Origin of the sequence: Gemmobacter aquarius (genome assembly GCF_003060865.1) — a bacterium.
Taxonomy (GTDB): domain Bacteria; phylum Pseudomonadota; class Alphaproteobacteria; order Rhodobacterales; family Rhodobacteraceae; genus Paragemmobacter; species Paragemmobacter aquarius.
This window is the reverse complement of the sequence record NZ_CP028918.1, coordinates 161,265-184,501: the sequence shown is the minus strand read 5'-3', so window position 1 is coordinate 184,501 and position 23,237 is coordinate 161,265. Positions and strand designations below refer to the sequence as shown.

Genomic DNA, 23,237 nt, shown 5'->3' with positions numbered 1-23,237 from the left:
GTTGCCGGATTGGACCGTTGGGGGGCGTGACAGCGCAGAAAATATGAGTATTTGGGCAAGGGTGAAGGGGGAAGGGGGAAGGGTTCGCGCTTCACCTTCATCCTTGCCCAAGTACTCTCGGGGGGAGCGCGCCCTTGCGCGCGTGGGGGGCAGACAGCCCCCCTGCTGCGGAGGGCGTCAGGCGGCGAGGCCTGCCATGGCGCGGCGGAGTTCGTCGCGGCAATGGGCGGCCATGAAATCGGTGAAGAGCCGCACCTTGGGGTCTTTCAGGCGGCGGTGCTGCGACAGGACGGAAAGCTGGGTGGGCATGGGCGGCGTGGCGGTGCAGACGGGGACAAGCGCGCCGATGCGGAGGTGGTCGGCGATCTCGAAGATCGGTTTCATCACGATGCCGCGCCCGTCGAGTGCCCATCCCGTCAGCACATCGCCATCGTCGGATTCGAAGGGACCGGTGATTTCAAAGCGGCGCGGGCCTTCGGGGGTGAGCAGGTTCCACTGGAACTCTTTGGCCCCCGGAAAGCGCAGGTTCAGGCAGTCGTGCCGTTCAGCCACGAGGGCCGCGCCGTCGAGGGGGGTGCCGCGCCGTGCGATATAGGCGGGTGCGGCGCAGAGGACGCGGGGGCAATCGGCCACGAGGCGGACCTTGAGCGTGGAGTCCTCGAGCAGGCCGAGGTGGAAGGCCACGTCGAGGCCTTCGGTGGTGACGTCGATCGTGCGGTCCGAAAGGCGCAGGCGCACGTCGATCTGCGGATACAGGTCTTTGAACAGCGGCACATGGGGGGCGATGAACCGCCGCCCGATGCCCAAGGGAGCAGCGACAAAGATCGTGCCGCGCGGGTTTTGCGTGACATCCATCACGGCGGCTTCGGCCTCGTCTATCGATTCGAGCACCTTGCGCGCACCGTCATAAAAGATGCGGCCGTTTTCGGTGGGCTGCAGCGAGCGGGTGGTGCGGTTGAAGAGCCGCACGCCGAGGTGCTTTTCAAGTTCGGATATGCGGGCCGAGGCGACGGCCGGCGAACAGCGCTGGTCGCGGGCGGCCGCACTCATGCTGCCCAATTCGTAGACGCGGACGAACATTCTGATGTTGTTGACGTAGGACATCGCGGCCCTGCCCCCATTTTCCGGCCCCGTTTGAAAGTGTTGGGCTATTTGCCGGATTAACAGAGGAATGACTGCGGGTATAGCATCGAGCAAACGAGAAAAGGATCGCTGCGATGTATGATTGGGCTGTGCTGTGGGAATGGGTGGAACTGGCTGCCCGCTGGACCCATGTGATTACGGCCATCGCGTGGATCGGGTCGTCGTTCTATTTCATCGCGCTGGACCTTGGCTTGCGGAAGTCGCCGGACCTGCCCGTGGGCGCTTATGGCGAGGAGTGGCAGGTTCACGGTGGCGGGTTCTACCATATCCAGAAATATCTGGTGGCCCCCGAACGCCTGCCGGAACATCTGATCTGGTTCAAATGGGAGAGCTACGCCACGTGGCTGTCGGGCTTTGCGATGCTGGTCTTGGTCTATTACCTCGGGGCCGAGCTTTATCTGGTCGATCCGCAGGTGATGGAGTTGACGACCCTGCAGGCGGTGGCGATTTCGCTCGCCTCGCTGGCCTTCGGCTGGGCGGTTTACACCACGATCTGCCGCGTTTTCGTCAATGCCAACCAGACGGCGGTGATGGTGGCGCTGTTCGGCGTGCTGGTAGCGATGGCTTGGGGCTATACCCACGTGTTTTCGGGCCGTGCGGCGCTGATCCATCTGGGGGCGTTCACTGCGACGATCATGAGCGCGAATGTGTTCATGGTGATCATCCCGAACCAGAAGATCGTGGTGGCCGATCTAAAGGCGGGGCGCACGCCGGATCCGAAATACGGGCGGATCGCCAAGCAACGCAGCACGCATAACAATTACCTGACGTTGCCCGTACTGTTCTTGATGCTGTCGAACCATTACCCGCTGGTGTTCGCGACAGAGTATAACTGGATCATCGCGTCCTTGGTGTTCCTGATGGGGGTTACGATCCGGCACTGGTTCAACACGCAGCATGCCGGAAAGGGTAGCCCGCATTGGACATGGGGGGTTACGGTGCTGCTGTTCCTGATCATCGCATGGCTTTCCACCGCGCCGATGCGGCATGTGGACGACACGGCGATGCAGGGCGAGGCGCTGGTTTACGCCAGTGCCGGGGGTTTCGAGGATGTGGTGGGGATCGTGCAGGGGCGGTGCAGCATGTGCCATGCCGCCGAACCGGGCTGGGAGGGCATGTATTGGCCGCCGAAAAACGTGGTGCTGGAGACACCCGCGCAGATCGCGCACGAGGCGCGGCGGATCTATATGCAGGCCGGGATCACCCATGCCATGCCGCCCGCCAACCTGAGCTATATCGAACCCGCCGAGCGCGCCAAGATCGTAGAATGGTTCCGCGGGGCGGGCGAGGTCGAAGGGTAAGCGCCCTCTATTGGGTGCGGGCGTAGCGGGCGGTTCCGGCCATGCGGTCAAGCTCTCCGGCCTGAAAGCGCCAAGCGGTGGTCTGGCGGTAGACCTGTCCACGGTCGAGTTCGATCGACGGAAAGCCTGCGTGGTTCGGTGCATCGGGCCAGTTCTGCGCCTCGATCGCGAGGCCTTCGTGCGCGCCGTGGCCGGGGCGACGGGCATCGCGGGCGTCATAGACCTGCACGGCGGGTTCGGTGGTTGCCAGTTGCATCGTGACACCGGTCTGGCCGGTCAGGACCAGAACCTCGCGCAGGGGTTGGCGGCTGTCGGACAGGCAGTAGCAGGTGTCGAATTCGGGTGAGCCGGGGGTGATGCGGCGCGGGTCGTTGAAGTCCATGTCGGTGCCCGCAACGGCGCGGATTTCGCCGGTGGGGGTGAAATCGGGCGTGGTGGGCAGGTAGCGGTCGGCGGCGATGCGAAGGCGGTGGCCTACGTAGTTTTCGGTGCCGTCGAGGTTCCAGTAGCTGTGGTTGGCAAAGTTGACCAGCGTGGCGCGGTCGGTCGTGACCGTAAGGTCGAGTTTCAGCGTGGCGCGGTCGCCCACCGAATATTGCGCTGTGACGCGGCGGTTGCCCGGAAAGCCGCCTTCGCCATCGGGCAGGTCGAGGTGGAGCGTGCAGGCGCTTTCGGAGACTTCGGCAAGGGTCCAGACCTTGAGATGGGTTCCGGCGCTGCCGCTGTGCAGGCTGTGGCGGCCGTTGAAGTTGACGTCAAAGGTGCAGGGGCGGCCGCCGACGGATGCTTTGGCATCGGTCAGGCGGTTGACGACGGGGCCGATGAGCGAGCCGTGGTAGCGCATATCGCCTTCGTAATCGGCCAGCCGGTCGGAGCCGAGGGTCAGGTTGCGCGGCACGCCGGCAAGCCAGACGCCGTTGAGAACCGCGCCCCATGTCAGGATCGAGACGGTCAGATCACCCCGGCCAAGGGTGATGCGGCTGACCGCATCGCCATTTTGAGTCGCACCGAAAGGTGCGATTCCGATTTGTCTGATTGTCATTGCACTTGCCCCACTGTCCCCGCGCCAGTGGTGACGCGAGAGCGGGATTTGGTCAAGCGTCTGGCGATCAGGGGGCGTCGGTCAGACAGCCTGCGATTGCGGTGGCAAGCGTTTCGATAAGCGCCGCATAGGCCCCTGCGCCGGGGGTCAGGGTCGATCCGACCGGATCGAGGGGCGGGCCGAGGCGGAGGCTGGTGCCTTCGACCAGTTGCACGGCAAGGGCGGTGTCGTGCTGGGCCTCGGGGAAAAGGCAGGTCGCCTGACCGGCGGCAAGGCCCTGTTGCAGCGCGGAAAGTTTGGCGGCACCGGGGGCGGTGGCGTCGCCCAGCGCGACCGAGCCTGCGATTTGCAGCCCGTAGCGGGCGGCGAAGTAGCCATAGGCATCGTGGTAGACGACAAAGGGACGGTCTTGGAGGGGGGCGAGTTCGGCTGCGATGCGGGCATCGAGCGCGTCGGTCGCGGCCTGCGCTTGGGCGGCATTGGCGGCATAGGTGGCGGCGTTGGCCGGGTCGAGTGCTGCAAGCCGTGCCGCGATCAGGCCGAGCCATGCCTTTGCGTTCGCCGGATCGAGCCATGCGTGCGGGTCGGTGCCTGTATGGTCGTGGGCCCCATCCGCGTGGTCGTCGTGCAAATGCGCGCCGTCTGCGCTGAAAGGCCGGGTTGCGGTTTCGGGCGCGTCAAGCAGCGGCAGGCTTTCGGCATCGGTCAGGCCCTGCATCGCGCGGTCGAGCCACGGGGTCAGTTCGGGGCCGATCCAGACCACCAGTTCGGCATCGGCCAGCGCCTGCGCCTGCGAGGGGCGAAGCTGGAAGTCATGTTCCGACGCGCCCTTGGTCAGCAAGAGCGTGGGCGTGCCGAGGTCGCCCATCACCTGCGCCACGAGCGAATGCACCGGCGGAATATCGGTCACCACATCGGGCACCTGCGCCTGAGCGGCAGCAAGGCCAAGGCCGAAATGCAGGCCGGTTGCGACAAGGCTGGTTCGGGCAAGTGATATGATATAACGCATCGCTTTGGCCTTCTTGTTCTGACGGAGGGCTTTGTGTATGTTATATTATAACATGTCAAGAGGCCCCGCGATGCATGACCATTCCGACGCCTGCCCCGGCTGCGCCGCAGCGCCCGAGGTGGCCTTTGCCCGCCACGACCACGCGCATTGCGCCGCGGACGTGATGGACCGTGCCGAGGCTTTGGCCAGTGCCCAAGGGGTGCGGCTGACACCGGTTCGCAAACGGGCGCTGGAGATATTGCTGGAAGAGCATCGCGCGCTTGGCGCTTACGATGTGCTGCAAAGGCTGGCGGCGGACGGGTTCGGCAACCAGCCGCCGGTGGCTTACCGTGCGCTCGATTTCCTTGTGGATCAGGGGCTTGCCCATCGTATCCAGCGGCTGAACGCCTTTGCCGCCTGCATGCACCCCGGCGAGGCCCATGCGCCGGTTTTCCTGATCTGCACCGGCTGCAACGCGGTGGCCGAGGCCGATGCCACCCCCGTCCGCGCGGCCTTGGGCGCTGCGGCAGACGGGCTGGGCTTCGAGATCGAGCGCACCACGGTCGAGGCGATGGGGCTGTGCCCGCGCTGCCGTGACGCGCAGGGCGAGGGGGCCATGGCATGAGCCTGATCGAAGCACAGGATCTGACGGTGCGGCTGGACGGGAACGAAGTACTGACCGGCGTTTCGATGCGCGTCAAAGCGGGCGAGATCGTCACCATCCTCGGGCCGAACGGGTCGGGCAAATCGACGCTGCTGCGGGCGCTGCTGGGGATATTGCCGCTGGCGGCGGGCGTGGTGACGCGGGCCAAGGGGCTGCGGGTCGGCTATGTGCCGCAGCGGCTGGCGGTGGACCGGACGCTGCCGATGACGGTGCGGCGGTTCCTGTCCCTGCCGGTGCGGGTGGGCGACCCCGAGGCGGCGGCGGCGCTGGCGCGGGTGGGCGTGCCGGATGTTGCGGCGCGGCAGATGGGGGAATTGTCGGGCGGGCAATTTCAGCGCGTGCTGCTGGCGCGGGCGCTTCTGGCGCGGCCGCAGGTGCTGATCCTCGACGAGCCGACGCAAGGCTTGGACCAACCCGGCGAAGCGGCATTCTACCGGCTGATCGAGGAAGTGCGGCGCGAGACGGGGGTGGCGGTGCTGATGGTCAGCCATGATCTGCACGTGGTCATGGCCGCGTCAGACCGGGTGATCTGCCTGAACGGTCATATCTGCTGCGAGGGGACGCCGAGGGTGGTGTCGACAGCGCCGGAATACCGCGCGCTGTTCGGGCTGGGCACGCAAGGCGCGCTGGCGCTTTACCAGCATGTGCATGACCATGAACACGGGCACGGGCATTCGGGCGGGCATCATGACCATCACGACCATGCGGAGCATGACCATGCCCATCACGACCATGCTTGACGATTTCCTCATCCGCGCCAGCCTTGCGGGGGTGGGCCTGTCACTGGCCACGGGGGCGCTGGGGTCTTTCGTGGTCTGGCGGCGGATGGCCTATTTCGGCGATGCCACGGCCCATGCCGCCATTCTGGGCGTGGCACTGGCCTTGGCGACCGATCTTCCGGTCGGTGCGGGCACGCTGGCGGTGGCCTTGGCCATGGCCGTTACGGTCAGCACTCTGGCCGCAAGGGGCTGGGCGATGGATACCACGCTGGGGGTGCTGGCCCATTCGGCGCTGGCCCTCGGGCTTGTGGCGGTCAGCTTCGTGCCCGGCGCGCGGACCGATCTGCAGGCCTATCTGTTCGGCGACATCCTTGCGGTGTCTCGGGGCGATCTGGGGTTCATCTGGGGCGGGGCAGCGCTGGTGCTGGGGCTTTTGGTCTGGCGCTGGCAGGCCTTGCTGACGGCCACGCTGAACGAAGACCTTGCCCATGCATCAGGCCTGAACCCTGACCGCGAGCGGCTGGTTCTGACGCTGGCCTTGGCGCTGGTGGTGGCGGTGGCCTTGAAGGTCGTCGGCGCCTTGCTGATCGCCGCGATGCTGATCATTCCGGCGGCGGCGGCGCGGGGGCTGGCGCGCAATCCCGAAGCCATGGCGATCCTGGCCACGCTGATCGGCGCGGGCGCGGCCCTGGGCGGGTTGCAACTGTCGCTCTGGCAAGACACGCCTGCGGGGCCGTCGATCATCGCGGTGGCGGCGGTTCTGTTCGCGCTTTCGGCCAGCCTCGGGCGGATGCGGCGGGGCTAAGCCCGCCCCCCTCACCCCGACCCTCTCCCCCGGGGGGAGAGGGGGCGCCTTGCGTCACGCCTCTTTCTTTTCCCGCTTTCATGCTCGCGCAAATATCCTCGGGGGGAGGCCGTCAGGCCGTGGGGGGCAGACGGCCCCCTGCGCGGGTGGCAAGGGGTGCGACAAAAGTCGCTAAGCTGCCATGCATGTCGTTTTTCGCCGCCAAGGGTCGGGTTGACTTGCCCGTTCCCGTCCGGTTCGGGCAGATAGGGGCAAACACCTTTAGCGACCGGAGTCGTTGCCCATGAAGACCCATGTCAAAGCCCTTGTCGTCGGCGGTGGTGCCGTCGGGAACGGAATCGCCTATCACCTTGCCAAGGCCGGTTGGGATACGATGCTGGTCGAGCGGGACGAGCTGACATCGGGGTCGACATGGCACGCGGCAGGGCTGCTGCCTTTGTTCAACATGTCGTTTGCGACGACGCATATCCACAAATACTCGGTCGATTTCTACAAGGGGCTGGAAGCCGAGACGGGGCTGAACCCCGGCTTCTATGTGGTGGGCAACCTGCGGATGGCGCAGACGCAGGACCGCATGGACGAATACATGCTCTATTCGTCGGTCGCGGAAACGGCGGGTGTCTATCATGAATTCATGACGCCCAAGCAGATTGCCGACCGCTGGCCGCTGGTGCGGACCGATGATCTGAAGGGCGCGATCTTCCATCCGCAGGACGGCTATATCAACCCCGCCGACGTGACGCAGGCGATGGCCAAGGGCGCGCGGATGCTGGGGGCCACGATCGAGCGGCGGATTCAGGTCGATGCCTATCGCTGGACCGGCAGCGAATGGATCGTGTCCTGCACGCGGATGGTGGAACAGGGCGGCAACCTTGTGCCATCCGACGACAAGTTCGAAATCCATGCCGAACATGTGGTGACGGCCACCGGCAACCACGCGCAGCGCACGGCGCGGCTGTTGGGGATCAAGGTCCCCGCCATTCCGGTCGAGCACCAGTATATCGTGACCGAGCCTGACCCGGCGCTGGTCGAATGGCGCAAGACCAACCCGCAGCATCCGGTGCTGCGCGATGCCGATGCCAAGTGGTATGTGCGCGAGGAGCGCGGCGGCTGGATTTTGGGGCCTTACGAAAAGGGCGCGCCTGCGCGGTTCCTCTATGACGTGCCGCAGGGCTTCCGTGCCGACCTGTTCCCGCTCGATCTGGAGCGGATCGAGGCGGAATACATGTCGATGATCCATCGCTTGCCCTCGTCGGAAACTGTGGGGTTGAAAGACGATTTCAACGGCCCGATCTGCTACACACCCGATGGCAACCCGCTTGTCGGCCCTGCGCCGGGGCTGCGCAACATGTGGCTGGCGGAAGGCTTCAGTTTCGGGATCACGGCGGCGGGCGGGACGGGGTATTACCTTGCCCAGATGATGGTGAACGGCGAAGCCGAGATCGATATGGCATCGCTTGACCCCAAGCGTTATGGCAACTGGGTCACGACCGAATACGCCGCGCGCAAGAACGAAGAATGCTATGACCACGTCTTCGTGCTGCATCACCCCGACGAGGAACGCGAAGCCTGCCGCCCGCTGCGGACAGCTCCGGTCTATGACCGTCAGGCGGCTTTGGGCGCGCAATTCGGGCAGGTGAACGGCTGGGAGCGACCGATCTACTACGGGCCGAAAGACGCGCCTGCAGACTTTGACCACAATGCGCGCAGCTTCCGCCGTGGCGGCTGGTGGCAATATGCGGTCGACGAAGCAAAGGCGATCCGCGAGACGGCGGGGCTGATCGACGCCACCGCCTTTACCAAGCATCTGGTGCGCGGCCCGGGCGCGACGGCCTTCCTCGACTGGTTCACCTGCAACGCCTTGCCGAAAGTGGGGCGGATCAACCTGACCTATGCGCTGACCCCTGCGGGGACGACGCGGACGGAATACACCATCGTGCGGAACGGCGAGAACGACTATTACCTCGTCTCGGCAGGCGCATGGACGGCCTATGACGCGGATTACCTGAGGAAGTGCGCCGAGGATATGGCGCCGAAGTTCGGGCATATCGACATCCATGACGTCACGACGCAATGGGGCGTCTTTGCGCTGGCCGGGCCGAACAGTCGCGCCATCCTGAAGGAGTTGGTCAAGGACGCCGACCCCGACACGGTGCTGTCGAACAAGCGCTTCCCCTGGCTTTCGGCGCGCAAGATCGAGCTTGGCATGTGCCCCGTCAACGCTATCCGCGTGGCCTATACCGGCGAATTGGGTTGGGAATTGCACCACCCGATCGAGATGCAGCGTTACCTGTGGGACCAGTTGATGGTGGCGGGTGCCAAGCACGGGATGAAGCTGGTCGGCGCACGGGCGCAGAACTGGCTGCGGCAGGAGAAATCTTACCGCGCCTTCGGCAACGAGCTTGGTCGCGATGCGACACCGCTCGAGGCGGGGTTGGACCGTTTCGTCGACCTGTCCAAGGATTTCCAAGGCAAAGAGGCGATGCTGGCTGTCGGCATCCGTTCCAAATGCGTGACGGTGCTGATCGACGGACCCGCCGACACCGACCCCTGGGGCAAGGAAGCGCTGGTGGTGAATGGCGAGAAGATCGGGCGTCTGACCTCGGGCGGGTATTCGGTGGCTTTCGGCAAGCAGATCGGGATGGGCTATGTGCGGCCGGACCTCGCGGAAGTCGGCACGAAGATGCAGGTGCGGATGAACCGCGAGTTGTGGGATGCCGTGGTGGTCGAGGACAGCCCGTTCGATCCGTCGAACTCGCGGATCCGCGTGGACGGCTGAACGGTTGCAGCGGGGGCCAGCCCCCGCACCCCCGGGATATTTAGAGACAGAAAATGAGGGGCGTGGCTTTGGCTGCGCCCTTTTTCGTTATTTGCTGCACTTGTGTTTTTGGGGGGTGACTTGATGATGGCTGATACATATCCGGATTTTCTCGTGTTGCAGCAGCACGAGCGCGAGGACGTGGATTACCGGATCGTCGTTTATGAACGGGGTGGGTCGTTGGGGGTGATGGCGCCACATGGCGGGGGTATCGAGACGGGGACGTCGCAGGTTGCCTCAGCGATAGCGGGGCGGGAGGTGTCGCTGTATCTGTTTGAGGGGATCAAACTGGACGGGAACGCGAAGTTGCACGTCACCTCGAAGAACTTCGACGAGCCGCAAGCCTTGGCATTTGCGGGGCAAGTCGATCGGATTGTCGCGGTGCATGGGCGAAAGGATTTGCAACGAGGACGGATCGATGGCGCGACCACGTGGGTGGGCGGTTTGGACCTGGCGCGGAAGCAGGCGGTCGTTGACGCATTGAGACAGGGGGGTTTCGAAGCGACGATTGCGACCAAGACGCTGAAAGGGCTGGAGCCGGAAAACATCTGCAATCGCGGGCGCAGCGGGGCGGGGGTGCAATTGGAAATGCCCTTGACCCTGCGGCAGAGCCTTCTGGGTGACGATGGTTTACTGACACGCTATGCGGCAGCGGTCAGGCTGGGCTCAGCCTGAATTCGCGGCGAGCCACGCCTGCCATTGCGCTTCGTTGCCGTTGAAGGTGTTCAGGTCCACCTCGCCGGGGATGCCGGGGACGGCTCCGGTGGCGCTGTATTGCCAGAAGGTCCAGGGGCGGTTGCCGTAAATCTCGTCCGGATGGGCGGCGACGGAGCGGAGCCAGAAGTCGTAGGCGCCGACGCGCCAGAGTTCATTGTCGCGGTAGAAATCGATGCTGGTGTAGATCAGCGGGCGCTTGCCGTAATGCGCTTCGATGGCATCGAGGAAGATGCGGGCTTCGGAGCGGATCACGCCGGGGGCGCGGCGGATGGTGCAGGTGGGCGAGAACGGGGTCCATTCGAGGTCGAGGACGGGGGGAAGTGCGCCCGCGTCGCGTGGGACGTGGCGGATGAACCAGCGGGCTTGTTCGGCGGCAGGGCGGCAGTGGTAGAAGAAATGGTAAGCGCCGTGGGCCACGCCTGCCCGCCGCGCCCCGCGCCAGTTTTCGCGGAAGGCCGGGTCGAGCATGTCGCCGCCTTCGGTCGCCTTTAGCCATGCAAAGGTGACGCCGTTGGCGCGGGCGGTCTGCCAGTCGATCTGCGGCTGGTGGCGCGAGGCGTCGATGCCGTGGACGGGGTGGCCGTGGGGACCGCGCAGGCCGAAGTCATGCGGGGCGCTGTCGGCGAAATTCACGCGCGGCGCGGGGGTGCCGAGGGTGGGCGAGGTGCTGACGGTCGCGATGGGGGCAGAGCCGCATGCGGCGAGGGTCAGGGCAAAGCAGAGGCTGGGGAAAATGCGCATGGCGGGATGGTGCCGCAAGTTGCGCCGCCTGTCACCTGTCGGTTGTACTGTCGGCTTACATCTGCACGGATGTTTTTCCCCTATTTGCTCACAGCGCCCTGCCCGTTCGTTGCGCGGTGAGTATTTAGGCAAAGGTGAATGGGGGCGTTAAGGTTAATAGCGGCGCGTTAAGGTTAACGCTGCTGTTTCACCTTTGCCCAAATACTCATCTTGCTTTTGGCCGGATCGAAGGGAAGCGGCAATTCGGGGGTGATAGACTTTGCGTCGGGGTGTTGCCTGCCTCCACGGTCGGGCACGCCCTGAACGATCAGTCGAAGCGCGCGGGAGATAGGGCGGCGACGATGTCGGTAGCAAGGTCTGGCGGGCGGCCCGCGAGCAAGTCGGCGGCGAGTTTGCTGGCGGCCGGTGAGGATTGGAAGCCGTAGCCGCCCTGCCCTGCCAGCCAGAAGAACGCAGGGTCGCGCCGGTCGCGGCCGATGACCAGAACGCGGTCGGGCGAAAAGGTCCGCAGGCCCGCCCAGTTCGAGATCAGGCGGGTGACGGGTTCGGTGACCATCTCTTCGTAGCGGGCAAGGCCCTCGGCCAGAACCATGTCGTCGGCCCATGCATCATGCGGATCCATCGGGTGCTCTTCGGCGGGGCTGACGATCAGCGCGCCCGCGTCGGGCTTGGCGTACCATGTCTCGCCCGCGCCGAAGATCATCGGCCAGCGGCTGACGTCATGGCCGCCGGGCGCGGGGATGCGGGCCATCGAGCGACGGTTGGGCTGGAAGCCGAGGGGCTGGATGCCTGCAAGGCGCGCGATGGTGTCGACCCATGCGCCCGCCGCGTTGACCAGCGTTGTGGCGCTGTGCTCTCGTCCGCCTGCGGTGACGTGCCAGCCGGTTGCGGTGCGGGTGATGGCCGTGACTGGGGCGCCGGTCACAATGGTTGCGCCGCGCGCGCGGGCTTGGCGGGCGAAGGTCTGGATCAACAGGTCGGTGTCGATGTCCCAAGCGTGGTCGGCATGGGCGGCGAAGGCGACGCTGTCGTTCAGGATCGGCACGAGGGCGCGGGCTTCATCGGGCGTGATCGGATCCAGCCCCATGTCGGCGGCATCGTGGTGGAAGGTGGTCGCCTCATCCGCGCGGGCGATGATCATCATGCCGCGCGGCGACAGCACGTTTGGCAGGCTGCGGAAATGATCGCCCGAGGCGAGCGACAACTCCACCACGGCGGGCGCGCCGTAATGCGGTTCGTAAAGCGCGGCAGACCGGCCCGAGGCATGATGCGCGAGGTTCGGTTCGGCTTCGAGGAGGGTGACCGAGCCGAGTTCGGACAGGCGGGCTGCGGCCGAGATGCCGGCGATGCCACCGCCGACGATGAGGAAATCGGTCATGCTTCTTCCAGACGGTCGGTTGCGGGGGGCGGGTTCGGGGCGAGGGCTGTCAGGCGGGAGTCGAGGGCATCGTCGGGCGTGAAGGTCAGTGCCGCGAGAGAGGGCGCGAGTTGGTCTGCCGAACGGGCCGAGAGGATGGGGCAGAGGCCGCGCCGCATGACCCATGCGACGGCGAGTGTGACAGCGTTGATCGCGACCTCATCCGCGAGGACAGCAAGGTCGGCGGCGGCGCGGTGCATTTCGGGCTGGCCGTAGCGGGCGGCGTAGCGTTGGTCTTCGGTCAGGCGGCCCGCGCTGCCTGCGGCGTATTTGCCGGTCAGCAGGCCACCGCCCAACGGGGAATAGCCATAAACCGCTATGGACTGGTCGGCGCACATGGGCAGAAGCTCGACCTGTGCCTGACGTTTCACGAGGTTATACATCGGCTGGATCGCGTCGATCCGCGTACCGAGGCGGGCGGCGATGGCTTGGGCTTTCATCACCTGCCAAGCGGCAAAGTTCGACAGGCCGATCTGGCGGATTTTGCCGTCGGATTGCAGGCGGGCAAGGGTTTGTATCGTCTCGTCAAGTGGTGTGTCTGCGTCGTAGCGGTGGATGTAGAGAAGATCGACCGTATCCATTCCCAGCCGTTTGCGGCTTTCGTCGAATTGCGCCAGCAGATTGGCGCGCCCTGCCCCGCCTTGGTAGCCCGCCTTGGTGGCGATGAAGAGGCGGTCCCGGAGCGGCGCGGCGAACTGGCCCAGCAGGGTTTCGGACGCGCCTTCGGTGTAGCCGTGGGCCGTGTCGAAATGGGTAATACCTGCGTCAAGGCAGGCGTCGAACATCGCACGGGACGCGGAATCGTCTGCGCGGCCGCCGAATTGCATGCAGCCGAAAGCGGCGCGGTGGGGAAGCGGGAGTGTCATGGGCGGGAAGGTGGCATGGCTGCGGGCGGAGGGAAAGACCGTGTGCGACGGGGCGTGCCACGCTGCGACAAAAACGAAAAGGCCCGCCACGGGGGCGGGCCTTTCCTGTGACTGCCGTCGGCGATCAGGACGGGATGTCGCCGGTGATGCCTTCGACGTAGAAGTTCATGCCCAGAAGGTCGCCATCGGGTGCGGTGACGCCTTCGGCCAGCCAAGCCGAGCCGTCCTGCTTGTTGATCGGGCCGGTGAAGGGGTGGTAGGTGCCCGCGCCGATGGCGTCACGCAGGGCTTCGGCTTCGGCTTTCACATCGGCCGGAACAGCTTCGGTGATTTCGCCGATCTGGACTTCGCCGCCCGAGATGCCTTCCCAGACGTCGACCTGTGCGTAGGTGCCGTCAAGCAAGGCGCCGACGCGCTTGATGTAATAGGGCGCCCAGTTGTCGATGATCGACGAGACGCGCGGCGTCGGCATGTATTCGGGGATCGCCATGTCCGAAGCCTGACCGAAGCCGATGACCTTGCCACCGGTCTTGGCGGCTTCGGCGAGCGGTGCGGTCGAATCGGTGTGCGATGCGATCACGTCGACGTCCTGGTCGATCAGCGCCTTGGCGGCGTCGGCCTCTTTCGCGGGGTCGAACCAGGTGAAGGCCCAGACGACCGACAGTTCGACATCCGGGTTCACCTTGCGGGCGTGCAGGAAGTAGCTGTTGATGCCCATGATGACTTCTGGGATCGGGAACGAACCGATGTAGCCGATCTTGTTGGTCTTGGTCATCTTGCCGGCGATATGGCCCTGGATGGCGCGACCTTCGTAGAAGCGGGCGTTATAGGTCGAGACGTTGGCGCTGTCGCGCTTGTAGCCGGTGGCGTGCTCGAACTTCACATCGGGGAATTTGGCGGCGACCGCATTGGTCGGGTCCATGTAGCCGAAAGAGGTGGTGAAGATGATGTTGCAGCCCGAAAGGGCCATCTGCGTCAGCGCGCGTTCGGCATCGGCGCCTTCGGGCACGTTTTCCTGCCAGACGATTTCGACCTTGTCGCCGTATTCGGCCTGCACGGCCAAGGCGCCCTGGTGATGCTGGAAGGTCCAGCCGCCGTCACCGATCGGGCCGACGTAGATGAAGCCGGCCTTGACCTTTTCCAGTCCCTGCGCGAGGGCCATCTTGCCGCCCATCATGGTGGCGAAGCCCAGCGCCGCGCCGCCCTTGAGAATGGTTCTTCTTTGCATTTTTCTTTCCCCTGCTTCGGGCGGTCCGCCCTGTTGTCATTTGCTTCGGGCATTATTGCCCCGTTGTCTTACGCCCCCTAGCGCGAGGCGTGAAAGTTCTGCCCAAGGGCTGCCGGCGCGTTGAGCGACGCCCTGCCCTTGCCCGATGACATGATCACCAACACGAGGATGGTTATCAGATAGGGCGACATGGACAAGTATTGCACAGGTATAGCCGCTCCGGCTGCCTGCAGATTAAGCTGAAGCACGGTGATACCGCCGAAAAGATAGGCACCAAGCAGGACACGCCACGGCCGCCAGCTGGCAAAGACCACGATAGCAAGCGCAATCCAGCCAGCGCCTGCAGTGATGCCGTCGGTCCATTGCGGGACGCGGACAAGGCTGATGTAGGCCCCGCCGAGGCCCGCCATCGCGCCACCGAACATGATGGCGAGCAGGCGGATCCGCACCACCTTATAGCCCAGCGCGTGTGCTGCGTCGTGGCTTTCGCCCACGGCGCGCAGAATCAGCCCCGTGCGGGTGTATTTCAGCACGGCCCAGACGGCGGCGATGATGGCGATGGAAAAGTAAACCATCCAGTCATGGTTGAACAGGATGGTGCCCACGACCGGAATATCGGCAAGGGGACCAAATGGCACCTGACCGGTGGCAGGTGGTTTGATGCCGTTGTAGCCCTGCCCGATCAGCGACGAAAGACCCAGCCCGAAGAGCGTGAGCGCAAGGCCCGTGGCGACCTGATTGGACAAAAGAACCTGCGTCAGGATGCCGAACACCAGTGACAAGGCCGCGCCACCGACTGCGCCGCCGATAAAGCCAAGGTAGGGGTTGCCCGTTCCGACGGCGGTGACGAAGCCGCAGATCGCGCCGATGATCATCATCCCCTCGACGCCAAGGTTCAGCACGCCCGCCTTTTCCACCACCAATTCACCGATCGCGGCAAGGATGATCGGGACGGATGCCACCATGAGCGAGGCGATCAGGATGGCCGGATTGATTCCACCAAGCATCAGATGGCCTCCCTTTTGCTGCCGAAGCGGATGCGGAAGTTGGTCAAAAGGTCGACGGCCAGCAGGAAGAACAGAAGCATGCCCTGAAACGCCTGTATCGCGGCCGATGGCAGGCCAAGGATGAAGCTGGCCAGTTCCCCCCGATATAGGTCAACGCCATGAGGAGGCCCGCAAGCAGGATGCCAAGCGGGTTCAACCGGCCAAGGAAGGCCACGATGATCGCGGTAAAGCCGTAGCCGGTGTTGAAATCGATGCTGATCTGGCCTGCGGGGCCTGTCACCTCGAACAACCCCGCCATTCCGGCGAGACCGCCCGATATGCCCATGCACAGAAGCGTCAGCCGTTCGGGGGACACTCCGGCAAATCGGGCGGCGCGGGGGGCCTGGCCTGCCAGCCTGATCTGGAAGCCGAGTATGTGGCGTTGCAGCAGAATGTAGGCCGCGATGGTGACGATGATGGCCGCCACGATGCCCCAGTGCAGGCCGGTGCCGTGGATCAGCTCGACGTTCTGCATCGCGGGGATCTGGCTCAGGTTGCGGCTGCCCGGAAAGCCGCCGCCTTCGGGGTTGCGCAGCAGGCCGAGCGACATCGACGCAAGGATGTTCTGCGCGACATATACCAGAAGCAGCGAGACGAGGATTTCGTTGGTGCGGAACCGCGTCTTCAGGATGGCGGGGATCATCGCCCAGAGCCAGCCGCCGAAGATGCCTGCAAGGATCATCAGCGGAAACACCCAGCGCGTCTCGACCGGGTAAAGCGCAAGCCCCACCGCCGCGCCGAAGATCGCGCCCATGATGTATTGCCCCTCGGCCCCGATGTTCCAGATGCCCGCGCGAAAGCCCAAGGAAAGGCCGATGGCGATCAGGATCAGGGGTCCGGCCTTGACCAGCAATTGCGGGCGCGAATAGGCGGCGTATTGCGGGTTGAACAGCGGATCCCAAAAGATGGTGCGGATCGCCTCGATTCCGTAAAGCAGGTTGTCGGTGGCGGTATGGGTGGCATCCTGATCGAGCAGCGCGAACATCAGGATGCCCGCCACGATGGTCAGGATGACGGCAAAGACGGGCGTTGCCACCTGCCAGAAGCGGCTGGGGGACGGTCGCTTTTCAAGCCTCAACATATCGTCCCCTCGCACATGTCATTTTCTGCCTTCAAATATCCTCGGGAGGGGTCCGGGGAGGGCAGACGGCCCTCTCCGGGATTCGGGAAGGGCGGCCGCTCACTGGCCATGATGCGCCATCTCCATGCCATGCGCGCCGCCCATCATCAGACCGATCTCGTCGACCGTAAGCCCTGCCACGGGGCGCGGGGCGGTCAGGCGGCCTTCGTTCAGGGCGGCGAAGTTGTCGGCGATTTCCAAAAGTTCGTCGAGGTCTTGGGAGATCACCACAACGGCGGCCCCGTCCGATGCGCGGTCGAGGATCGCTTGGCGGATCGCAGCGGCGGCGGCGGCGTCGACGCCCCAAGTCGGCTGGTTGATGACGATGACCGAAGGGGCTTGGCTAAGCTCTCGCCCCACGACGAATTTTTGCAGGTTGCCGCCGGACAGCGCACGGGCGGCGACATGGGTGCCGGGGGTGCGGACGTCGAAGGCCTGCACGATGCTGTCGGCAAAGGCGGTGGTCTTGGGCCAGTCGATGAAGCCGTTGGTGACAAGACCCTGACGGGTCGCGCCTGACAGCAGCGCGTTTTCGACAAGGCTCATGTCGGGTGCTGCGGCATGGCCCAAGCGTTCTTCGGGTGCGGCTACGAGTCCGGCGCGGCGGCGGTCGTTGGGGCCTTTGGCACCCATATCGGCCCCGTCGATCCGCACCGCGCCCGGATCGGTGCGAAGCTCGCCCGACAGTGCCAGCAGCAGTTCATCCTGCCCGTTGCCCGCGACGCCAGCGATGCCGAGGACTTCGCCGCGTGCGACCGAAAAGCCGATGTTTTTCAGCGAGGTGCCAAAGGGGATGGGCGAGGCGACCGACAGGCCGGTGACTTGCAGCGCCACCGCGCCCTTGGCTTTCGCGTTGCGTTCGGGCGGGGTCAGCGTGGCGCCGACCATCAGTTCGGCCATCTCGCGGGCGGAACGGTCGCGCGGGGTGCAGGTGGCGACCACCTTGCCACGGCGCAGGATCGTCGCCTCGTCACACAGCGTGCGGATTTCTTCCAGCTTGTGGCTGATGTAAAGGATCGCGGTGCCTTCGGCGGAAAGCTGGCGCAGGGTTTTGAACAGGATCTCGACCTCTTGCGGGGTCAGAACGCTGGTCGGTTCGTCCATGATCAAGAGCTTGGGGTCTTGCAGCAGGCAGCGGATGATCTCGACCCTTTGGCGTTCGCCTGCGGACAGGTCGCCCACCATGCGGTCGGGGTCCAGGGGCAGGCCGTATTCTTCGCTGACCTTGCGGATACGGGCAGACAGTTCGCCCATCTTGGGCGGGTTTTCCATGCCCAGCGCCACGTTTTCGGCAACGTTCAGCGCCTCGAACAGAGAAAAATGCTGGAACACCATGGCCACACCCGTGGCGCGGGCAGCGCGGGGTTCGGCGGGGGCATAGGGTTGCCCGCGAAAGCGCATCGTGCCGCTGTCGGGCTTGACGAGGCCGTAGATCATCTTGACCAGCGTCGACTTGCCCGCGCCGTTTTCGCCCAGAAGCGCGTGGATTTCGCCCTGTCCGATGGAAAAGGACACGTCGCTGTTTGCGACCACGCCGGGATAGGCCTTGGTCACGCCGGAGATGGCGAGAAGCTCGCTCCGGCCGGTTTCCCCTGTCATACCGCGTTCTCCTGTCGTGACGCGTTTTTATGGTCGTGCAGAAAGCTGGCGGCCACGCCGATGGCGATGGCCTGAGGATGCTTTCCTAGGGAGGGATCGCCGATGGGGCAATCTATCCTTGCGATGTGGCCGGGCGAATGGCCCAAGGCGGCAAGGCGCGACCGGAAGCGTGCCCATTTTGTGTGCGATCCGATCAGCCCTGCGCGGGCGAAGCCATGGGCAAGCAGGCGGTGGCACAGATCGAGGTCGAGCGCGTGGGAATAGGTGAGGATCAGGTGCTCGGCATCTTGCGGGGCATGGGCGACCAGATCGGCGGGGTTCGCTGCGGTCAGTTGCGTGACGGTGTCGGGCAGGATTTCGGGGAAGCGGTCGGGGGCGATGTCGACCCATGTGATGGCAAGGTCGGGCAGCGGGGAAAGCGTATGGACCAAAGCGCGGCCGACATGGCCTGCGCCCCAGATCCAGAGCGTGCGGATGGGGCGGGCGAGCGGTTCGACGAACCAGCCTTGCATAAGCGTGGGCACAGGCGCCACGCCTTGGGCGCGGGCGCGGTCGATCAGGCGCTGCACGGCAAGGGGGCGGGGGCGGCCATAGCCAGAGGGGGCGACGGGGCGGGCAATCAGGCCCGCTTCGGGGGTGGGAAGATTGGCTTCGTCGTAAACCTCGGTCAGCAGGGTCACGGCACCGCCGCAGCATTGGCCCAGCGCGGGGCCAAGGGGGGTGCGGTCGATCCTTGCACCACCTGCTGCCAGCATGGCGCGGGCGCGGAGCGTCGCTTCGTGTTCCAGCGCACCGCCGCCGACGGTGCCGCTTTGGCCACCCTGCCAGACAAGCATGGAGGCCCCCGTTTCGCGGGGCGACGATCCGTCATGCGCCGCGATGACAAGGCGGGCCACGCGGTGATGTCGCGCAACGGCGGCACGCAGGGCGGCGAGGTCAAACATCGGCACCCCCTTTGGCGGGGACGAATTTTCTGCGAAAATTCTGGCCCGGCCTACCCATGGTTTCGCACCCTGCCCACGGCGGCAAGGACGCGTTCCGCCGTGGCGGGTGCGTCGAGCGCAGGGTAGACCGACCCGTCGCCGCAAGCGGCCACGGCATCGGACAGGGCGTAAAGCGCGGAGATGCCCAGCATGAAGGGCGGCTCGCCCACGGCTTTTGATTTGCCCACCGTGTCTTCGCGGTTGCCCTTGCCCCAGAGCGAGACGTTGAACACGGGCGGACGGTCGGAACAGGCGGGGATCTTGTAGGTGCTGGGGGCGTGGGTGGTCAGGCGACCCTTGGCATCCCAGACCAGTTCTTCGGTGGTCAGCCAGCCTGCGCCCTGAACGTAAGCGCCTTCGATCTGGCCGATGTCGAGCGCGGGGTTCAGGCTCGCACCCGTGTCATGCAGCAGGTCAGCGCGCAGGATGCGGTTTTCACCTGTCAGCGTGTCGATCACCACTTCGGTCACAGCGGCGCCATAGGCGAAGTAAAGGAAGGGTCGCCCCTGCCCGCGCAAGCGATCCCATGTGATCTTGGGCGTGGCGTAAAAGCCGGTCGACGAAAGCGACACGCGGGCCTGATAGGCCCATGCGGCGACGCGGGGGAAATCGTATTCCTCGCCCGCGACGCGGACCATGCCATCCTTGAAGCGCACGGTTTCGGGGGCGACCTGATGCTTTTCCGCGATAAAGGCGGCCATGCGGTCGCGGATCGTGGTGGCTGCCGCCTGTGCGGCCATGCCGTTGAGGTCCGACCCGCTGGAGGCGGCGGTGGCAGAGGTGTTCGGCACCTTTGCGGTGTCTGTGGCGGTGATCTTCACGGCGCTTGCGTCAAGTCCGAAGACCGAAGCGGTCACCTGCGCCACCTTCTGGAACAGGCCCTGCCCCATTTCGGTGCCGCCGTGGTTCAGCACCACCGACCCGTCCTGATACACATGCACCAAGGCCCCCGCCTGATTGAGGTGGGTCAGCGTGAAGGAGATGCCGAATTTCACCGGCGTCAGCGCGATGCCGCGCTTCAGGATCGGGCTTTTCGCGTTCCACGCGGCAATTGCGGCGCGGCGGGACTGGTAATCGGAGGTGTGTTCCAGTTCAGCGGTCAACTCGTGGCCGATGAAATCCTCGACCGGCATCTGGAAGGGGGTGGTCTGCACCGCGCCATCGGGCGGCAGGGCGTGCGAGCCGACCGATGCCGCGCGGCCGCGCGAGGTGAGGTCGGCTTCCGGTTCCACTTTCACCTTTGCCGAAATACTCTCGGGGGGGTGCGGGGGGGCAGACGGCCCTCCCGCTGTTTCGGACATCGCGCGGTAGAAATTCGCGCGCCGCACGGCCAGCGGGTCAAGCCGTAGCGCGTGGGCGACGTGGTCCATCACCCGTTCGATGCCGATCATGCCCTGCGGGCCGCCAAAGCCGCGAAAGGCGGTGGCGCTGGTGGTGTTGGTCTTCAGCCGGTGGCTTTCGATCCGAACGGCGGGCAGCAGATAGCAGTTGTCGGCATGCAGCATGGCGCGGTCGGCCACCGGCAGCGACAGGTCCATCGACCAGCCGCAGCGGAACAGGTGGGTGAACTCGACCCCCGTCAGCTTGCCCGTGTCGTCAAAGCCCGCGCGGTAGAGGATACGCAGGTCATGGCGCTTGCCGGTGATGACCATGTCGTCGTCGCGGTCGTAGCGCATCTTGCAGGGCTTGCCCGTGGCGCGGGCGGCCACGGCGCAGGCCACGGCGAGCCAGTTGCCTTGGCTTTCCTTGCCGCCGAAGCCGCCGCCCATGCGGCGGACCTCGACGCGCACGCCGCTCATCGGGAGGTGCAGGGCGTGGGCGACCTTGTGCTGGATTTCGGTCGGGTGCTGGGTGGAGGAGAGGACGACCATATCGCCCCCTTCCTGCGGCAGGCAGGCTGCGACCTGACCTTCGAGGTAGAAATGTTCCTGTCCGCCGACCTCGAAGCTGCCGTCTACGCTGTGGGGGGCGCTGTCGATGGCGCGGACGGGGTCGCCTTTGGTCCAGATGACGGGCCCGTTCTCGAAACGGCTGTTGGCGGCGAGGGCGTCATCGACGGTCAGGAGCGCGGGGCGTTCGCGGTAGGTGATCTTGCCCAGACGGGCGGCCTTGCGCGCGGCGAGGTGGCTGGTGGCGATGACGAGGAAGACGGGTTGGCCGACGAAATGCACCGTGCCGGTGGCAAGCAGCGGCTCGTCGCCCAAGCTGGGCGAGCAATCGGGGACCTCGGTGAAATCGGCGGCAGTCATGACGGCGACCACGCCTTCGGCGGCGCGGACGGCCGTCAGGTCGATATCGGTGATATCGCCATGCGCCACGGTCGACAGGCCGAAGGCGAGGTGCAGCGCATCGGACGGCAAAGGGATGTCGTCGATGTAGCGGGCTTGGCCGGTTACATGCAGGGGGGCGGCATCATGGGGAAGCGATTTGCCGATGCTCATGCTGTCACCCCCAGCACGGACACGGGGGTTCCGTTCAGGTCGTGCAGGTAGCGCATCAGCAGGTTCTGCGCGGTTTGCAAGCGGTAGGCGGCGCTGGCGCGCATGTCCGAAAGCGGGGTGAAATCGGACGGGATCGCCGCTTGGGCAGCGATGATGGCGGTTTCGGTGAACGGCTGGCCGATCAGGGCGGCTTCGGCATGGCTGGCGCGTTTGGGGATGCCTGCCATGCCGCCAAAGGCGAAGCGAGCGGCGGTGATCGTGCCGTTTTGGGTGGTCACATCGAAACAGGCGCAGACAGCCGAGATGTCCTGATCGAAGCGTTTGGATATCTTGTAGCAGCGCAGGGCGGGCGCGGATTCGGGAATGGAGATGCCCGCGACGAATTCGCCGGGTTTGCGGTCTTGCTTGCGGTAGTCGAGGAAGAACTTTTCGAGCGGAATGGAGCGAAGGTCGTCGCCGCGGCGCAGGTGCAGCGTGGCCCCCAGCGCGATCAGCGCGGGCGGGCCGTCGCCGATGGGCGAGCCGTTGGCGATGTTGCCACCGATGGTCGCGGCGTTGCGGATCTGCTCGGAAGCGTAGCGGCGCAGCAGTTCGGCAAACGAGGGGTGAAAGGGGGCGATGAAATCGCGCAGGGCGGAGATGGTGACGCCCGCGCCGATGTGGAACATGCCGCCTTGGCGTTCGATCTGTTGCAGGTCGGTGACGCCATTCAGAAAGGCCACGGGGGCGAGGGTGCGGAGTTGTTTGGTGACCCAGAGGCCGACATCGGTGGCGCCAGCGATCAGGGTCGCGTCAGGGTTGGCCAGATACCAGTCGGCCAGTTCGTCGCTGCTGGTCGGGCGGAAGGCGGCGGGGGGGGCCGGGGGGGCAATTTGCCCCCCCGGCCCCCCGGAACGGCGATCTGGCCAAGTGCGTGACTGTCGGCGGCCATCCAGTCGGGCACGGGGGCGGCTTCGGCGGCGCGGGCGGCGCGGATGATCGGGGCGTAGCCGGTGCAGCGGCACAGGTTTCCCGCCAGCGTGTCGTCATGGTCGGTGCGGGCGTTGGTGTGGTTGACCGCCATCGAGACGATGAAACCCGGCGTGCAAAAGCCGCATTGCGCGCCGTGGTGGGTGATCATTTCGGCCTGCACGGGGTGAAGCGCACCCTTGGGGCCTGCGATGCCTTCGACGGTGCGGACGGCCTTGCCGTGGAGTTGCGGCAGGAACAGGATACAGGCGTTCAACGCCCTGCTACCGTTGGCGTCTGTCACCATGACGGTGCAGGCGCCGCAGTCGCCTTCGTTGCAGCCTTCCTTGGTGCCGGACAGCGCGGCGTCTTCGCGCAGCCAATCGAGAAGGGTCCGTGTCGGGGTGACCCCCTCAAGGTGGACCGGCGTTCCGTTGAGGAGAAACGCGATCTCGGACATGTTTTAACCCGCCGCCTTCTCCCCGTTCGAGGCGTCATGCGTGGCCGCCCGATGCGGCGTAAAGCGGGCCACGCGCCCCATGCCCGTTTCGGGCCTGTTGTTATCCTAGCAGTGAAGCAAGCAGGGACGCCACATGGCAAGACATTCCTTTCGGGTTTTACTGGAAGCAGTTTCGTCTTTTGCCGAAAGAA

The 23,237-nt window shown here is 65.3% G+C and carries 17 protein-coding genes and 2 pseudogenes; 6 read left to right on the top strand and 13 right to left on the bottom strand.

Annotation, left to right across the window (positions count from 1 at the left end):
• Positions 1-177 precede the first annotated feature (177 nt).
• Positions 178-1,104 carry a LysR family transcriptional regulator gene (locus tag HYN69_RS00825; protein ID WP_108434066.1) on the bottom strand — a complete coding sequence of 309 codons (927 nt, stop codon included), beginning with the start codon at positions 1,102-1,104 and terminating at the stop codon, positions 178-180.
• A gap of 113 nt (positions 1,105-1,217) precedes the next feature.
• Between HYN69_RS00825 and HYN69_RS00820 the strand changes: the two genes are divergently transcribed.
• Positions 1,218-2,444, top strand: coding sequence for a urate hydroxylase PuuD (locus tag HYN69_RS00820; protein WP_108434065.1), 1,227 nt, complete (start codon positions 1,218-1,220; stop codon positions 2,442-2,444).
• A 7-nt stretch (positions 2,445-2,451) separates the two neighbouring features.
• Here the strand turns inward: HYN69_RS00820 and HYN69_RS00815 are convergent, their stop codons facing one another.
• Together HYN69_RS00815 and HYN69_RS00810 are read right to left on the bottom strand one after the other, a co-directional pair.
• The gene (locus HYN69_RS00815; protein ID WP_108434064.1) at positions 2,452-3,486 is read right to left on the bottom strand and encodes an aldose epimerase family protein; all 1,035 of its coding nucleotides are present in this window, start codon (positions 3,484-3,486) and stop codon (positions 2,452-2,454) included.
• A gap of 67 nt (positions 3,487-3,553) precedes the next feature.
• Positions 3,554-4,495, bottom strand: a complete 942-nt coding sequence (locus HYN69_RS00810; RefSeq protein ID WP_108434063.1) for a zinc ABC transporter substrate-binding protein — start codon at positions 4,493-4,495, stop codon at positions 3,554-3,556.
• A 70-nt stretch (positions 4,496-4,565) separates the two neighbouring features.
• Here HYN69_RS00810 and HYN69_RS00805 point away from each other — a divergent pair, with 70 nt between their 5' ends.
• The 5 genes from HYN69_RS00805 (at position 4,566) to HYN69_RS00785 (ending at position 10,155) form a co-directional block, all read left to right on the top strand.
• Positions 4,566-5,099, top strand: a complete 534-nt coding sequence (locus HYN69_RS00805; RefSeq protein ID WP_108434062.1) for a Fur family transcriptional regulator — start codon at positions 4,566-4,568, stop codon at positions 5,097-5,099.
• On the top strand, positions 5,096-5,878 hold the full coding sequence (locus HYN69_RS00800; RefSeq protein ID WP_108434061.1) for a metal ABC transporter ATP-binding protein: 783 nt from the start codon (positions 5,096-5,098) through the stop codon (positions 5,876-5,878). The genes HYN69_RS00805 and HYN69_RS00800 overlap by 4 nt, the downstream gene beginning before the upstream one ends.
• Positions 5,871-6,662, top strand: coding sequence for a metal ABC transporter permease (locus HYN69_RS00795; RefSeq protein ID WP_108436959.1), 792 nt, complete (start codon positions 5,871-5,873; stop codon positions 6,660-6,662). The genes HYN69_RS00800 and HYN69_RS00795 overlap by 8 nt, the downstream gene beginning before the upstream one ends.
• 283 nt (positions 6,663-6,945) lie before the next feature.
• Positions 6,946-9,441, top strand: a complete 2,496-nt coding sequence (locus HYN69_RS00790; RefSeq protein ID WP_108434060.1) for a GcvT family protein — start codon at positions 6,946-6,948, stop codon at positions 9,439-9,441.
• A 123-nt stretch (positions 9,442-9,564) separates the two neighbouring features.
• Positions 9,565-10,155 carry a poly-gamma-glutamate hydrolase family protein gene (locus HYN69_RS00785; RefSeq protein ID WP_230426454.1) on the top strand — a complete coding sequence of 197 codons (591 nt, stop codon included), beginning with the start codon at positions 9,565-9,567 and terminating at the stop codon, positions 10,153-10,155.
• Here HYN69_RS00785 and HYN69_RS00780 read toward each other — a convergent pair.
• The 10 genes and pseudogenes from HYN69_RS00780 to xdhA form a co-directional block, all read right to left on the bottom strand.
• Entirely contained in the window at positions 10,147-10,938 is a 792-nt protein-coding gene (locus tag HYN69_RS00780) for a glycoside hydrolase family 25 protein (RefSeq protein ID WP_108434059.1), read from the bottom strand. The genes HYN69_RS00785 and HYN69_RS00780 overlap by 9 nt on opposite strands.
• 307 nt (positions 10,939-11,245) lie before the next feature.
• The gene (locus HYN69_RS00775) at positions 11,246-12,316 is read right to left on the bottom strand and encodes an NAD(P)/FAD-dependent oxidoreductase (RefSeq protein ID WP_108434058.1); all 1,071 of its coding nucleotides are present in this window, start codon (positions 12,314-12,316) and stop codon (positions 11,246-11,248) included.
• Entirely contained in the window at positions 12,313-13,221 is a 909-nt protein-coding gene (locus tag HYN69_RS00770) for an aldo/keto reductase (RefSeq protein ID WP_108436957.1), read from the bottom strand. The genes HYN69_RS00775 and HYN69_RS00770 overlap by 4 nt, the downstream gene beginning before the upstream one ends.
• A 124-nt stretch (positions 13,222-13,345) precedes the next feature.
• The gene (locus HYN69_RS00765) at positions 13,346-14,449 is read right to left on the bottom strand and encodes a BMP family ABC transporter substrate-binding protein (RefSeq protein ID WP_108434057.1); all 1,104 of its coding nucleotides are present in this window, start codon (positions 14,447-14,449) and stop codon (positions 13,346-13,348) included.
• A gap of 77 nt (positions 14,450-14,526) precedes the next feature.
• Positions 14,527-15,459: an ABC transporter permease gene (locus HYN69_RS00760; protein WP_174213643.1), complete on the bottom strand. Its 933-nt coding sequence runs from the start codon at positions 15,457-15,459 to the stop codon at positions 14,527-14,529.
• Positions 15,456-16,576: pseudogene (locus HYN69_RS00755) on the bottom strand (ABC transporter permease). Before HYN69_RS00755 ends, HYN69_RS00760 begins: the two are co-directional and overlap by 4 nt.
• Before the next feature lie 99 nt (positions 16,577-16,675).
• Positions 16,676-18,214, bottom strand: coding sequence for an ABC transporter ATP-binding protein (locus HYN69_RS00750; RefSeq protein ID WP_108434055.1), 1,539 nt, complete (start codon positions 18,212-18,214; stop codon positions 16,676-16,678).
• Positions 18,211-19,158: a xanthine dehydrogenase accessory protein XdhC gene (xdhC, locus tag HYN69_RS00745; protein WP_108434054.1), complete on the bottom strand. Its 948-nt coding sequence runs from the start codon at positions 19,156-19,158 to the stop codon at positions 18,211-18,213. Before xdhC ends, HYN69_RS00750 begins: the two co-directional genes overlap by 4 nt.
• A gap of 50 nt (positions 19,159-19,208) precedes the next feature.
• A complete protein-coding gene (xdhB, locus tag HYN69_RS00740) occupies positions 19,209-21,638 on the bottom strand; it encodes a xanthine dehydrogenase molybdopterin binding subunit (protein WP_108434053.1) in 2,430 nt (809 codons plus the stop codon).
• Positions 21,635-23,046: pseudogene (gene xdhA, locus HYN69_RS00735) on the bottom strand (xanthine dehydrogenase small subunit). Before xdhA ends, xdhB begins: the two are co-directional and overlap by 4 nt.
• Between the last annotated feature and the right edge of the window lie 191 nt (positions 23,047-23,237).